General features: G+C 62.4%; 14 protein-coding genes and 1 pseudogene. 8 read left to right on the plus strand and 7 right to left on the minus strand.

Going from position 1 to position 14,149, the window contains the following annotated elements; translation table 11 throughout:
• Positions 1 to 183 carry a cbb3-type cytochrome oxidase assembly protein CcoS gene (gene ccoS / locus IGS61_RS13425; protein WP_100875003.1) on the plus strand — a complete coding sequence of 61 codons (183 nt, stop codon included), beginning with the start codon at positions 1 to 3 and terminating at the stop codon, positions 181 to 183.
• Here the strand turns inward: ccoS and IGS61_RS13430 are convergent.
• The 4 genes and pseudogenes from IGS61_RS13430 to IGS61_RS28015 form a co-directional block, all read right to left on the minus strand.
• Entirely contained in the window at positions 171 to 1,643 is a 1,473-nt protein-coding gene (locus IGS61_RS13430; protein WP_230540044.1) for a virulence factor, read from the minus strand. The two genes, ccoS and IGS61_RS13430, sit on opposite strands and share 13 nt — an antisense overlap.
• On the minus strand, positions 1,643 to 2,089 hold the full coding sequence (locus tag IGS61_RS13435) for an effector protein Tle3 domain-containing protein (RefSeq protein WP_230540045.1): 447 nt from the start codon (positions 2,087 to 2,089) through the stop codon (positions 1,643 to 1,645). Before IGS61_RS13435 ends, IGS61_RS13430 begins: the two co-directional genes overlap by 1 nt.
• Complete coding sequence (locus tag IGS61_RS28010) at positions 2,086 to 2,550, minus strand: T6SS effector phospholipase Tle3 domain-containing protein (protein ID WP_442908066.1); 465 nt, start codon at positions 2,548 to 2,550, stop codon at positions 2,086 to 2,088. Before IGS61_RS28010 ends, IGS61_RS13435 begins: the two co-directional genes overlap by 4 nt.
• Positions 2,551 to 2,707: 157 nt before the next feature.
• Positions 2,708 to 3,115 (minus strand): annotated as a pseudogene (locus tag IGS61_RS28015) (T6SS effector phospholipase Tle3 domain-containing protein); the annotation flags it as partial.
• Positions 3,116 to 3,361: 246 nt separating this feature from the next.
• On the opposite strand from IGS61_RS28015, the gene ccoN reads away from it, so the two are divergent.
• The 6 genes from ccoN to IGS61_RS13475 all read left to right on the plus strand — a co-directional run bounded on the left by ccoN (position 3,362) and on the right by IGS61_RS13475 (position 8,551).
• A complete protein-coding gene (gene ccoN / locus IGS61_RS13450) occupies positions 3,362 to 4,789 on the plus strand; it encodes a cytochrome-c oxidase, cbb3-type subunit I (protein ID WP_046681775.1) in 1,428 nt (475 codons plus the stop codon).
• A 15-nt stretch (positions 4,790 to 4,804) separates the two neighbouring features.
• Positions 4,805 to 5,419, plus strand: coding sequence for a cytochrome-c oxidase, cbb3-type subunit II (gene ccoO, locus IGS61_RS13455; RefSeq protein WP_086144255.1), 615 nt, complete (start codon positions 4,805 to 4,807; stop codon positions 5,417 to 5,419).
• A gap of 1 nt (position 5,420) precedes the next feature.
• Entirely contained in the window at positions 5,421 to 5,624 is a 204-nt protein-coding gene (locus tag IGS61_RS13460; RefSeq protein WP_230540048.1) for a cbb3-type cytochrome oxidase subunit 3, read from the plus strand.
• Positions 5,617 to 6,537, plus strand: coding sequence for a cytochrome-c oxidase, cbb3-type subunit III (gene ccoP / locus IGS61_RS13465; protein WP_230540049.1), 921 nt, complete (start codon positions 5,617 to 5,619; stop codon positions 6,535 to 6,537). The genes IGS61_RS13460 and ccoP overlap by 8 nt, the downstream gene beginning before the upstream one ends.
• Before the next feature lie 4 nt (positions 6,538 to 6,541).
• Positions 6,542 to 7,924, plus strand: coding sequence for a cytochrome c oxidase accessory protein CcoG (ccoG, locus tag IGS61_RS13470; RefSeq protein ID WP_230540050.1), 1,383 nt, complete (start codon positions 6,542 to 6,544; stop codon positions 7,922 to 7,924).
• A gap of 102 nt (positions 7,925 to 8,026) precedes the next feature.
• A complete protein-coding gene (locus IGS61_RS13475) occupies positions 8,027 to 8,551 on the plus strand; it encodes a FixH family protein (protein WP_230540051.1) in 525 nt (174 codons plus the stop codon).
• 3 nt (positions 8,552 to 8,554) lie between these two features.
• On the opposite strand, the gene fnr is transcribed toward IGS61_RS13475, so the two are convergent.
• Positions 8,555 to 9,313, minus strand: coding sequence for a fumarate/nitrate reduction transcriptional regulator Fnr (gene fnr / locus IGS61_RS13480; RefSeq protein ID WP_046681780.1), 759 nt, complete (start codon positions 9,311 to 9,313; stop codon positions 8,555 to 8,557).
• A 239-nt stretch (positions 9,314 to 9,552) separates the two neighbouring features.
• Between fnr and IGS61_RS13485 the strand changes: the two genes are divergently transcribed.
• Positions 9,553 to 12,627, plus strand: a complete 3,075-nt coding sequence (locus IGS61_RS13485; protein WP_230540053.1) for a response regulator — start codon at positions 9,553 to 9,555, stop codon at positions 12,625 to 12,627.
• A gap of 1 nt (position 12,628) precedes the next feature.
• On the opposite strand, the gene IGS61_RS13490 is transcribed toward IGS61_RS13485, so the two are convergent.
• Positions 12,629 to 13,453 carry a TOBE domain-containing protein gene (locus tag IGS61_RS13490; RefSeq protein WP_442908067.1) on the minus strand — a complete coding sequence of 275 codons (825 nt, stop codon included), beginning with the start codon at positions 13,451 to 13,453 and terminating at the stop codon, positions 12,629 to 12,631.
• Entirely contained in the window at positions 13,437 to 14,138 is a 702-nt protein-coding gene (locus tag IGS61_RS13495) for a sulfate/molybdate ABC transporter ATP-binding protein (RefSeq protein ID WP_230540054.1), read from the minus strand. The genes IGS61_RS13490 and IGS61_RS13495 overlap by 17 nt, the downstream gene beginning before the upstream one ends.
• Positions 14,139 to 14,149: the final 11 nt, after the last annotated feature.

Raw genomic sequence — 14,149 nt, forward strand, 5'->3', positions numbered from 1 at the left:
ATGGAAGCACTGTATCTCCTCATCCCCTTGAGCGTCGTGGTCGTCTTCATCGCGCTGTGGGTGTATTTCACGGCCTCGGACAGCGGCCAGTTCGACGACCTCGTCGGACCGGGCCTGCGCGTGCTGCAGGACGACGATACGCCGCCGGAAGCGGCCGCCCCGCCCGCGCCTCAGCGCGAATAGCCTTGCGACCCCGGCCGCGCATCGAAGCGCCGGCCCCACCACGGCAGAAACACGGTATTGCCGCCGCGCGCGCGGAACCACGGCTGTTCGTGGTCGACGGGCCGCACGACGGCCGGCGGCGCCACCACCACGGCAGTCGCGCTCTCGCTGTCGCTGCTGCCCGCCACCAGCACGGGCCGGCCCACGTGGTTGGCATAAGCGATGGCCAGCGCCACGTTCGTCAGCGCCGTGCCGGCGCCCGTTTCACCCAGCAGCGCCGGCATGTTGAAGGTCTGCTTGTTGAAATCGAAGTCGGGCAATTGCTGCGTCAGGCTTTGCGCCAGCGGGCCAATGCGCTCCGACGAGGCAGGATAGACGGCGCCCGCATCGTGGATGACGTAGCCGATGGCGTCGTCGTTCAATTGCGCGTTCCGGGCGGCAGCGTCGATGGCAGCGCTCCACGCCTGCACGGCGCGCGGGGACTGTCCCTTGCCGGCGCTGAAATCGGCGACCTTGCGCGTGGCGGGAAAGCCCAGCCAGGCCAGCGGCGCGCGCTCCGTCTTGTAGCCGGGACCGGCCAGCACCAGCAAGACCATGTTTTCATTGATCTGCTCATCCCTGGGCGGATAACTGGGCGCATCCCAGTTCATCACCCACACCGTCTTGTCGGGGTTCGCCTGCAGGTAAGCCAGCCCCGCCGCCAGGGACGTAAAGCCCGCATTGGCGCCGCCCAGGGTCACGCGCACGTCGGGCGGCGTGGCCGTGGTCCAGGAATCGGGGAAATGGGGGTTGCCGATGCTGAAAGCGCGCCTGATTGTATCCTGCACATATTCTCCAGCTTCTATGGGATCAAGACGTCCCGCAGGCAGCGCATATTCGACACGAATGCCGGCCAGTTCACGGCGCGTGGATTTGTCGGTCAGCGAATGGGCGTTGTAAAAATACTCTTTGCAGGAAAAATAAATGTCACGAAAGCGATAAATTAACTCGGCAACGTATTGCTGATGGTAGCCTTTAAAGGTTTCGCTACCGTTATTACCATAGGCAATCATGCCGATCGATTGCACCTTGCCAAAACGCACGGGGTTCTCTTTCACTTTGCTATCGTCCTTGTTCGGCTTGGCCAGGCCCAGTGTCCACAGCAATTGCCACTCGGTCGGATAATCGCGCCGCTGCAGGGGATTGAGCCACTGCACGCCCACCACCTGCGCCATATACGGCTGCGCGGGCGCAGCAGGGATAACGGCGGCAAATGGTGACGCCACAGGTGCCTTGCTGGCGCAGGCCGATGTTAAAAAAAGCACGGCAAGCGCCAGCAATGCCGGCATCAAGAATAGTCGTTTCATCAGCAATCCTTCTTCAAGAGGAACGTCGATTGGCGGGGCCTGCAATACCGACCAAAGTGCAATACCAGACGCAAGACTGAAAACAAAGATGCTCCAGCCCAGCCTGCGCGGTAAGGTAGCGATCAAGTTGCGCATCAGGAGGTCTCCGGGCGCTTGTACATGCGCTCATCCACAATCTCAGAAGGCATGCTTCCCGTGCTGTCATCGCTGCGCACCCAATCCAGCAATGGCAGTTCCTTGAACGTTCCCGTCAAAAAATACTCACGAAATATTTTCAATGGCAGCATTTCATTACCAGTAATTAAAAGACGCCAATCTGCCGCAATGCGCAGTTGTCGCATCGCCTTCTCGCTGATATGGCACACCCCAATCGCCACGTCATATGCCAGTGCCATTTCCGCGTGCCGGGGATTGGTCAGGATGGTGGAGTGGTCGGTGGCATGCGTGTCGCAGGTGGCCGCCAGTTGCCCCTGGATTTCCTGCTTGCGCCATTGCAAGTATTCCGGCGTGGCGGTGGACAGGTCGTCTTCCATCATCGCCTTGCCGTCATTGCCGTCGAGCTTCCCGCGGCGGGCCTTCATGCGCAGGCGGGCATGGTCTTCGTAGCGCAGTGCCGCCTCGGTAGAAAGCCTTGCGCAAACACGCGCTGGGTAAACACGCCGGCGCCGCGCGTGGCCTTGATCTCTTCGGCGCTGAGACCCAACCAGCCCATGCCCTGGATGGGCGTGGCGGAAATCACCTGGTCGTGCGGATTGCAATACAGGGTGACGCGGCCGCGCGTCGTGGGCTGCGGGCCGCAGGCATAGGCGGCCCTGTTCTTGTCGAGGGTGAAATCATGGCGCACGTTGGCGGCCATGTCCGCCAGCACGGCAGACATGGGCGGCTCCGTGGCCTGACCGCGCACGATATCGAAAAACGCCGCCGGGGTCTTGCGGCGCGCCTCGCCGCTCTGCCGGCCCACATTGCCATCGACATCCCTGACCTGCCCCTGCAGCCAGCCTTCCGTGTCGTTTCTGCGCAACAGGCTGTAGGGCGGGTTCACAAGACATAGGTATCGGCCACGCAGCGCCCGCTTTTGCCCGCCGCATCCTGCACCTCGGCCATCTTATTGCCCAGAAACGCGGCCGCCATGCCCGCCATATTGCCCTGGCTGTGACAAACCAGCGTGTTCGTTCAGGTAGATCGCCATATTGCTGCAATTCCCTGTCGCTGGCCTTGTAGCCCCAGCGGAACTGGATCACGGGCGAGAAATGCGCTTGCGGCCCGATGAAGGTGGCGGCCGTGTAGTCGGGATCGACATAGCCGTCATCGCTCAGTTCGCTCCGATAGCCCACCGGCGTCAGTTGCCCCGCCTGCGCCGTGGCATGCGCCATGTGCTCGTCGCAGCGCTTCATGCGCGTGTTCAGGCCCTGGCACAAGCCGGCTTCGGCGGCGCCGTACCACTCGCCGCCGGAATTGACGCCATGCACGAAGATGACGATGCCCGGCGACGGCGCCTGCACCAGGCAAGCGAGCTTGCCGTGATCTAACAGGGTCGTGCCCTCGGCCTTGCCGACGACCAGGTCCACCGGGGCATCAAACGGGTCGCGGCGTTCGGGGTCTTCCATGGCGGGCCTTGGGCGTGTCTGGACAAGCCACTGTAAGTCATTGCTTCCATGCACGTTTTACGCCATGTCAAGCCAGCTGTTGCAGGGATCTTGCATGGCTTTTTTGACCGGAATATCACTTTATTTCGATGCCAGTTCGCTACGCTTATTTCATCCGGGGAATTTTGATCCACATCAAAGTTTTTTCGCGGTCAAACACTTACTCTCTGGCCACCATCATAAATAGTAATTCCAGGGAGAGTCTTTGTGGATCAATCGCTGAACTATAACTACAAGATCGTGAAGCAATTCGCGGTCGCTACTGTGGTATGGGGCATCATCGGCATGCTGGTAGGCGTTATCATCGCCGCTCAGCTGGCCTGGCCTGCCCTGAACCTCGACATACCATGGCTGACATACGGACGCTTGCGTCCGCTGCACACGAATGCGGTGATTTTCGCCTTCGGCATCTGCGGCCTGTTCGCCACCTCGTACTACGTGGTGCAACGCACCTGCCAGGTACGCCTGTTTTCCGACAAGCTGGCCGCCTTCACGTTCTGGGGCTGGCAAGCCGTGATCCTGTGCGCGGTCGTCAGCCTGCCCATGGGCCTGACCCGCGGCAAGGAATACGCCGAACTGGAATGGCCTATCGCCATCCTCATCGCCGTCGTCTGGATCGCCTACGCCATCGTTTTCTTCGGCACCTTGATCAAGCGCAAGGTCAAGCACATCTACGTGGCCAACTGGTTCTTCGGCGCCTACATCCTGGCCGTGACGATTTTGCACGTGGTCAATGGCGCCGTCATGCCAGCCTCGTTCACCAAATCGTATTCCGCCTACGCGGGCGTGCAGGACGCCATGATCCAGTGGTGGTACGGCCATAACGCGGTGGGTTTCATCCTGACCGCCGGCTACCTGGGCATGGTCTACTACTTCATCCCGAAACAGGCCGAGCGCCCCGTGTACTCGTACCGTCTGTCGATCGTCCACTTCTGGGCGCTGATCTTCACCTACATGTGGGCGGGCCCGCATCACCTGCACTACACGGCCTTGCCTGACTGGACGCAATCGATCGGCATGGTCTTCTCGCTGGTCCTGCTGGCACCAAGCTGGGGCGGCATGATCAACGGCATCATGACCCTGTCGGGCGCCTGGCACAAGCTGCGCACCGACCCGATCCTGAAATTCATGATCGTTTCGCTGTCGTTCTACGGCATCGCCACCTTCGAAGGTCCGATGATGTCGATCAAGACCATCAACTCGCTGTCGCACTACACCGACTGGACCGTTGCCCACGTGCATGCGGGCGCTCTGGGCTGGGTGGGCTTCATCACCATGGGTTCGATCTATTACCTGCTGCCACGCCTGGCGGGCCGCACGCAGATGCACAGCACGCGCCTGGTCGACGTGCACTTCTGGGTGGCCACCATCGGCATCGTGCTGTACATCGCCGCAATGTGGATCGCCGGCGTGATGCAGGGCCTGATGTGGCGCGCGGTCAATCCGGACGGCACCCTGACCTACACCTTTGTCGAGAGCGTGAAAGCAACGTATCCGTACTACGTGGTGCGCGTGGCCGGTGGCCTGCTGTACCTGTCGGGTATGTGCATCATGGGCTACAACACCTGGATGACCTTGCGCGGCAGCAAACTCCCCGTCGCCCGCATTCCAGAACTGAACGCGGCGCACGCCTGATAGGAGCATAAGCAAATGAAATTTTCACATGCATGGATTGAGAGAAACCCCTGGCTGCTGATCGCCCTGGTCACGGTGGTGATCAGCATCGGCGGCGCCGTCGAGATCGTTCCCCTGTTCTTCCAGAAGAGCACGACGGAGCCGGTCGCCGGCCTGAAGCCGTACTCGCCGCTGCGCCTGGCGGGCCGCGACATCTACGTGCGCGAAGGCTGCTACAACTGCCACTCGCAGATGGTGCGTCCGCTGCGCGCGGAAACGGAACGCTATGGCCACTACTCGGTCGCCGGCGAATTCGTCTACGACCGTCCGTTCCAGTGGGGTTCCAAGCGCACGGGGCCCGATCTGGCCCGCGTGGGCGCCCGCTACAGCGATGAATGGCACCGCACGCACTTGAACAACCCGCGCGACGTGGTGCCCGAGTCGAACATGCCGGCCTACCCCTGGCTGGCGAAGACCAAGCTGGTGCCTGACGACATCATGCCGAAGATGCGCGCCCTGAAACGCCTGGGCCAGCCGTACAGCGATGAAGAGATCGCCGCCGGCCCCGCGCAGCTGCAGGACAAGACGGAAGAAGACGCCCTGGTCGCCTATCTGCAGGGCCTCGGTACATTAATCAAAACAAGGAATTAGCATGGCAATCGAAAACCTGTTTGACAGCGCCAGCAGCGTCATGACGGTGGTTTCCTTTACGACGTTCGTGGGCATCCTGTGGTGGACGTTCAGCCGCAGCAATGGCGACTTCGACGCGGCGGCGCGCCTGCCGTTCGCCGACGACGCGCTCGACTATCCGGCCGAGGCCGAGATGAACCTGGCGAAGGAGCATAACCATGGCTGACTTTACCAATGGCTTCTGGAATATCTACGTCATCGTGCTGTCCCTGCTGGGCATCATCGGCTGCGGCGTGCTGCTGTACTCGCAGTCGAAAGTGAAAGTGGCCGCCGGCGCCCCCGCCGACGGCACCACGGGCCACGTGTGGGACGAGGACTTGAAGGAACTCAATACGCCGATGCCGCGCTGGTGGATGTGGTTGTTCTACATCACCATCGTCTTCGCTCTGGCCTACCTGTTCCTGTATCCGGGCCTGGGCAACTACGCCGGCAGCCTGGGCTGGAAATCCACGGGCCAGTACGAGGAAGAGCTGAAAAAGGCGGAAGCCGACTACGGTCCCCTGTTCAACAAGTACCTGAGCCAGGACTTGAAGACGGTGGCCGCCGATCCGCAGGCGCAAGCCATCGGCCAGCGTTTGTTCCTGACCTACTGCGCGCAATGCCACGGTTCGGATGCGCGCGGCAACAAGGGCTTCCCCAACCTGACGGACAAGGACTGGCTGTATGGCGGCGAACCCGACATCATCAAGACCACCATCATGCACGGCCGTAATGGGCAAATGCCGCCGATGGGCGCCGCGCTCGGTTCCGAAAAGGATGTCGAGAACGTGGCCCATTACGTGCTGAGCCTGTCCGGTTCCACCTCGGACCCCGTCAAATCCGTGCTGGGCAAAGCCAAGTTCGGCGCCTGCATGGCCTGTCACGGCGCCGATGCGAAGGGCAACCAGATGCTCGGTTCGCCTAACCTGACGGACAAGATCTGGCTGTACGGCGGCAGCGCCGATACCATCATGGAAACCGTGCGCAAGGGTCGCTCCAACACCATGCCGGCCTTCAGCGATTTCCTCGGCGAATCCAAGGTACACGTGCTGTCGGCGTATGTCTGGAGCCTGTCGAATCCCCAGACGCCCGTGAAATGATGTAATGGAACCTCAAGTCATCAAGATGTATGCGGCCCGCGAGCAAATCTACCCTCGCGAGGCCAAAGGACGCTACGCTACCTGGCGATGGGTATGCGTATGGCTTACCCAGCTCGCGTTCTACGGCTTGCCGTGGTTGACCTGGAATGGCAGGCAAGCCCTGCTGTTCGATTTGACCACGCGCAAGTTCTACATTTTCGGCGTCGTGCTGTGGCCCCAGGATTTCATCTATCTGGCGGCCCTGCTGATCATCTGTGCGTATTTGTTGTTCCTCGTCACGGCCATTGCCGGGCGGGTGTGGTGCGGGTTCTCTTGCCCGCAAACGGTATACACGGAAATCTTCCTGTGGGTCGAACGCCGCATCGAGGGCACGCGCAGCGCGCGCATGGCCCTCGACAAGCAGGGCCCCTCCGTGCGCAAGGCGTTCAAGAAGACGGCCAAGCACCTGGTATGGGGCGCCATCGCCCTGTGGACGGGCTTTACCTTTGTCGGCTACTTCACGCCGATCAAGGAACTGGCGCACGCGGTGACCACGCTCAATTTCGGTCCCTGGGAGTGGTTCTGGGTCTTGTTCTACAGCCTGGCAACCTACGGCAACGCGGGCTGGCTGCGCGAGCAGGTGTGCAAATACATGTGCCCCTACGCGCGCTTCCAGAGCGCCATGTTCGACCAGGACACCCTGATCATCACCTACGATGCCAAGCGCGGCGAACCACGCGGCGCCATGAGCAAGAAGGCCGGCAACAACGACAAGCTGGGCGATTGCATCGACTGCACCCTGTGCGTGCAGGTGTGTCCGACCGGCATCGATATCCGCAACGGCCTGCAGTATGAATGCATCGGCTGCGCCGCCTGCGTCGATGCCTGCAACAGCGTGATGGACAAGGTCGACCGGCCGCGGGGACTGGTACGCTACAGTACCGACCATGCGATGGAAAACAACTTCAATTCGAAGCAGATACGCCAGCGCGCCATGCGCCCGCGCGTCTTGATCTACACTTCCATCCTGGCCCTGATCATCATCGCCGTGTGTACTTCGCTGGCCCTGCGCACGCCGCTGAAGATGGACGTGATCCGCGACCGCGGTTCGATGGGACGCGAAGTGGAAGACGGCATGATCGAAAACGTCTACCGCCTGCAGATCATGAACACCTCGGAGCAAAGCCAGCATTTCAAAATCAGCGCATCCGGCTTGCCGGGCCTGACCTTGCTGACGCGCGAAGAAGTGACCTTGCAGCCGACGGAAACGCTGGGCTGGCCGATCCGCCTGCGCGTGCCGCACGGCGTCGGCGAGAAAGGCTCGAACAAGATTGCGATCGAATTGCAATCGCTGGACGACCCGTCGCTGCATGTGCGTGAAAGCGCGGTATTCATCGTGCCACGTTAACAAGGAAAGGCGGACGGGGACCGGGTGCCCTCGCCGCCGCCACGAAGTTGCAGGAAGGCCGGTCCCCGCATGGGGACTGGCCGTTTAAACAGGAGAAATAGCATGTCCGACAGTCTGAAACTGCAACCTCCCGTTGCCCCGTGGTACAAGCACCGCTGGCCATGGCTGCTGATGATCGGTCCCGGCCTGTCCGTGGTCGTCGGCAGTTTCATGGGCTATATTGCGTTTACGCAACCCGATGCGCTGGTGGTGGGCGATTATTACAAGCAGGGCAAGGCCATCAACCAGGATTTGAAGCGCGACACGGCCGCCAGCAACCTGGCGATGGATACCAGCCTGTCGTATGACGTCGCTGCAGCGCGCCTCAGCGGTTCCGTGCACAGCTTCGGCAAAGCGTACCAGGGTCCGCTGCAGCTGCACCTGGCGCATGCGACGTTGCCGGAAAAGGATATCAAGCTGCTGGTGCAGCCCGATGCGGCCGGCAATTTTTCCGTGACGCTGCCGATGCTCGAGCGCAGCCGCTGGCAGGTGCTGGTGGAAAACGACAAGCGCGAGTGGCGCCTGTCCGGCATCTGGACCTGGCCGTTGCAGCGCAGCATCGCGCTGCACGCCGATGAAGAGCTGTAAGCCTTATTTGCAGACGTCGGTGCCGGCCGTAATAGCTTTTAACTTGGCCGGCTGCAAGATCTCGATCTCGCGGTTGGAGACGCGCAGCCAGCCTTCCTTCTTGAATTTCGACAATAAGCGGCTGACGCTCTCGATGGTCAGGCCCAGGTAGTTGCCGATTTCCTCGCGCGACATGCGCAGCTGGAATTTGCTGCTCGAATAGCCGCGCGCCTCGTAGCGCGACGCCAGGTTGACGATGAAGGCGGCAAAACGCTGCGTCGCCTGCATATTGCCCAGCAACAGCATCACGCTTTGCTCGCGCGTGATTTCCTGGCTCATCATGCGGTGGAAATGACGCAGCAGGGTCGGCATGTTGCCCAGCAATTGTTCCAGGCTGGAAAACGGGATTTCACACACTTCACTATCTTCCAGGGCCACCGCATTACAGTGGTGACGGTCGGCGCTGATGGCGTCCATGCCCAGCAGTTCACCCGCCATCTGGAAACCCGTCACCTGCTCTTCGCCGCCCGGATTGATCTGGTACGTCTTGAAGTGGCCCAGACGGATCGCGTACAGGTTCTGGAACGAGTCGCCGATGCGGAACAGCGAGGCGCCGCGCACGATCTTGCGGCGGCGGCCGATGATCTGGTCCAGTCTGTCCATATCGCCCACATCGAGGCCCATCGGCAGGCACAATTGATGCATGCTGCAAGTCGAGCATCGCGCACGCAACGCCTCCACGTTCACGGTGGGCAAGGTTGGAGTGAGTAGCGCTTCAGTCATGTCGGTACCTTTTAGAAAATGCAACAACAAGTTTACTGCATACAGGGTTGCCGTGTGCCAATTTCACCGCAATTTCGCTGAATAAACGACGTTCCGACTTTAATTATATGGCAACATCGTCAAAAGGCCGTACGGGGCAGGCAATTTGCGCGGTGGCGCTTGCCAAGCTGGGGCATTGATAGGAAAATTCCTGACAGCATTATCTGCCGCCTGTGCCGCCCGGTACTGAAAAGGAAATCATGAAGCCTCTTGGCATCAAAGCAAAAGTCGCGCTGGCCACCAGCCTGACCTCGATCGCCATGATCGCGCTGGTCACGATGATCCAGGTGCAGCACATGCGCGACGATTTCACCCGAGTACTGCTGAGCCAGCAGTCGTCCCTGATCACCCGCACCGCCGCCGAACTCGACGACAAGCTGGCCATGCTGCTGCAGATCGTCACCCTGACGGCCAGGCAGCAGCCGCCGGAACTGATCGCCCAGCCCGCCCAGTTGCGCCAATACTATTCGCGCCGCTCGATGCTGGTGCTGTTCGACGACGTGCTGGTGCTCGACGCGCATGGCGCCGTCGTGGCCGACATGCCGGAAGTGGCGGGGCGCGCCGGCATCAATGTTGCCGAGCGCGAATACTTCCAGACCGTGCTGCGCACGCGCCAGCCCATGATCACGGAACCGATGCTGGGCAAATCGAGCGGCATGCCCATCGTGCAGATGGTAGCGCCCGTGCTGGCCGCCGATGGCCAGGTGGCCGGCGTGGTGATCGGCGTATTGCGCCTGTACAAGGACAACCTGCTGGGCCGTTTGCGTTCGGAAAAGATCGGCAAGAGCGGCTATTACTTCATCCTCACGCGCGGCGCCGTGCCGCGCTACGTGCTGCACCCGGACACCAGCCGTTTGCTGCAGCCGCGCCTGCCGAACGCCAACCTGACGACGACCCAGCTGCTGAAGGACGATGGCGAAGGCAGCATGGTCAGCACCAACAGCCGCGGCATTACGGCCGTCAACAGCTTCAAGCGCCTGAAATCGGTGAACTGGCTGCTGGCCGCCTCGCTGCCCATCGACGACGCCTTCGAACCGTTCGATGGCGTGCTGTACCGGCTGGTGCTGTGGAGCATCCTCGCCTCGCTGCTGGCCGCGGCAGTGCTGGGCTGGGTTACCGTGCGCCTGCTGTCGCCCCTGGTGCGCCTGCGCGATACCCTGCAGGCGCTGCGCACCAGCGGCAGCCGCTTCACCCCCGTACCCGTGCAGCAGCGCGACGAGATCGGCCAGCTGACGGAAGCCTTCAACGGCCTGATGAGCGAACGCGACCGGCTGCAGCAGGAGCTCGAAGCGCGCGCGGCGGAGCTGGAGCAGGAGCGCGACCGGGCCGAGGCAGCCAACCGCGCGAAGAGCGATTTCGTGGCCAACATGAGCCATGAAATCCGCACGCCCCTCAATGCCGTGCTGGGCATGGTGTATCTGCTGGGAAATACCAAGCTCGATACGGAACAGCGCAAGTATCTGACCATGGTGCGCGTGGCGGGCCAGTCGCTGCTGGGCATCCTCAACGACGTGCTCGACTATTCGAAGATCGAGGCGCGCCGCATGGAATTGTCGCCCGTCGAATTCGACCTCGACGAAGTCATGAACACGCTGGCCACGACGATGACGATGAATGCGGGCGAAAAGGAGCTGGAACTGGCCATTGCCGTCGAGCCCGACGTGCCGCGGCGCCTCGTGGGCGACGCCCAGCGGCTGCAGCAGATCCTCGTCAACCTGGCCGGCAACGCCATCAAGTTCACGGAGCAAGGCGAAGTGGTGGTGGCCGTCAGCCTGGCCGAGAAGGACAACGGCCGCGCCTGGCTGCGCTTCGAAGTGCGCGACACGGGCATCGGCATGACGGAACTGCAGCAACAGCAGCTGTTTGCCGCGTTTTCGCAGGGCGACCAGAGCATCACGCGGCGCTTCGGCGGCACGGGCCTGGGCCTGGCCATCAGCAAGCAGCTGATCCACATGATGGGCGGCGACATCGCCGTCGCCAGCAGCGAAGGCAAGGGCAGCCGCTTCTGGTTCAGCGTGCCGTTCGACATGCTGGCGCAGCCGGCCGAAACGCGGCGCACGCCCACCCTGGGCCAGCTGCGCCTGCTGGTGGCCGACGACAACCGCACCACGCGCGAGCTGATCGTCAAGCTGATCGAGGCATGGGGCTGGCTGGCCGACGAAGTGGATTCCGGCTTTGCCGCCATCGAGCTGTACCGCGAGCGCCTGGCGCAGCAGCAACCGTACGACGTGGTGCTGGCCGACTGGCACATGCCCGTGATGGACGGCCTGGCCACGGCCAAGGCCATCCGCCAGGCGGCGGCCGGCCAGCGCCAGCCCATCGTGGTGATGGTCAACGCCTTCGCCCGCAACCACCTGGAGGAAATCTCCAGCGCGGCCGAGGCCGACGTGGTGCTGATGAAGCCGATTACGGGCTCGAGCCTGTTCGATGCCCTGCACCAGGCGCTGATTGCCAAGCACGACGGCGGCGAGCAGCGCATCCTGCACCAGCCGCTGGGCACGGAACTGGCCGGCGTGCATTTCCTGCTGGTGGAAGACAATCATCTGAACCAGGCCGTGGCGCGCGGCATCCTCGAACACATGGGCGCCACCCTCGACGTGGTGGGCGACGGCTTGCAGGCGGTGGAACGGCTGCGCACGGAAGCGCTGCGCTACGACATCGTGCTGATGGACATGCAGATGCCCGTCATGGACGGCTTCAGCGCCACCCACATCATCCGCACGGAACTGCGCTTGAGCCTGCCCGTGATCGCCATGACGGCCGGCGTGCTGGCGTCCGAGCGCGAGCGCTGCATGACGGCCGGCATCAGCGATTTCATCGCCAAGCCCGTGGTGGTGGAAGAAATGATGGAAGTCATCCTGCGCCACCTGCCCAAGCGCCCGCCAGTACAGACGGCCGAGCCGGCACGCGTCGCCGATGAAGAAGTGTTTTCCATGGCGCCGCTGATGCGCGTGATGGGGCGCGATGCGAAGGGGCGCGGCGTGCTGCGGCGCATGGTGGAAGACGCGCTGAACAAGGGCATGACGCCCGTGCGCGACGCCGAAACGGCCTTGCAGGCGGGCCGCCACAGCGACGTGGCGCGCATCCTGCACAGCGTGCGCGGCTCCGTCGGCACCCTGGGCACGAAGCGCCTGATCCGTGCCGCCTTCGCCACCGAGGAAGCCATTGACGCGGGCCGCCTGGACGAGGTGCCGGCGCTGCTGGCGCAGACGGCGCAGGAACTGGAGCAGGCGCTGGCGGCGGCGGCGGATTGGTTGTCGCGCCTAAAAGATTAATTTATGCGGGTACGCCCAAAATCACGCTGGACGCCTTGAAAATCGCCGTCACATTGCTGCCGATCTCGATGCCCAGGTCGGTGCTGCTCTGGTTCGTGATGATGGCGGCAATCGTGCCGCCACGCGGCAAGTCCAGCACCACTTCCGTGTTGACGGCGCCCGTCTGCACGCGCGTCACCACACAGGTCAATTGATTGCGCGCCGAAAAGCGCGCGCCTGCGCTATCGGCCACGAGGATGATGGACGAGGCCTTGATCAGCGCAAACGCTTCCGCGCCCGGCACCAGGCCCAGGCTGGCGCTGCTGCCCTGCGTGACGATGGCCACGATATGCTGTCCGCCCGGCAATTCCAAGGTGACTTCGTCGTTGACGGCGCCCTGTTTCAGTTCAGCAACTTTACCGAGGAATTGATTGCGTGCCGTGGTTTTCATGGCCATTCTCCGTATGAGTAAAAGATCGTCGGCGATGCCTTCCGCCTGGCTGCCCAGCTGGCGCAGGTAGCGGGCATGCTCGCGCTCGATGATGCGGAAATTGTCGACCAGCTGGCGTCCCCGTGGCGTCAGCCGCGTGCCGCCGCCGCCCTTGCCGCCCGTCAAACGCTCGACCAGCGGTTCGCCGGCCAGGTTGTTCATGGCGTCGATGGCGTCCCAGGCCGCCTTGTAGCTCATCTTGACGAGTTTGGCCGCCTGCGTGATGGAGCCGCACTCGGCGATGGCGCCCAGCAATTCCACCCGCCCGGCGCCGCCCAGGTTTTCTCCGCCCACCGTCATCCATACCGAGCCTTGCAGGCCGATTTCCGCTGCCGCTGCTTTATCCAATGCGTTCACCTAATGCCTTATTTTCTTCCATGCTGTCAATTTGTCCGTCACGCAAGTAAAGCACATGTTCGCCCAGGATGCGCGCATCTTCGGGATCATGTGTGATCAGGATCATGGGCACGTCCAGGCGCTGCTGCCACTGGCTCAGTTCCAGCCGCATTTTGACACGCAGGGCCGGATCGAGGGCGGCAAACGGCTCGTCGAGCAGCAACGCGGCCGGCTCAGCCACGAGTGCCCTCGCCAGCGCCACCCTTTGGCGCTGGCCACCGGACAACTCGTCGGGGAACTGGTGCGCCAGTTCCTGCAAGTGGAATGCATCGAGCCAATGCTCGACCTTCTGCAATTTTTCGCGCGCGCGCGGGTTGAACCAGCCGCGCGCCAGGCCGAAGCCCACGTTCTGGCGCACCGTCAGGTGCGGGAACAGCGCGTAATCCTGGAACAGGTAGGCGACATTGCGCTGCTGCGGCGGCAAATTGATGCCGGCGGCCGAATCGAACAGCGTGCGCCCGTTCAGGCGGATATGCCCCGCGTCCGGTGTAAACAGTCCGGCAATGGCTTTCAGGGTCATGCTCTTGCCGGCGCCGGAGGGGCCATACACGGCGATGCGCTGGCTGGTCGACGTGCATTGCACATGCATGTCGAAGCGGCGTTTGCCGGAGCGCAAGGTGGCGCGGAGGTCGAGGTCGAGTTGCATGGGCGTCATCA

The organism is Janthinobacterium sp. FW305-129 (assembly GCF_020858115.1).
In the GTDB taxonomy this organism is placed as follows: domain Bacteria; phylum Pseudomonadota; class Gammaproteobacteria; order Burkholderiales; family Burkholderiaceae_D; genus Janthinobacterium.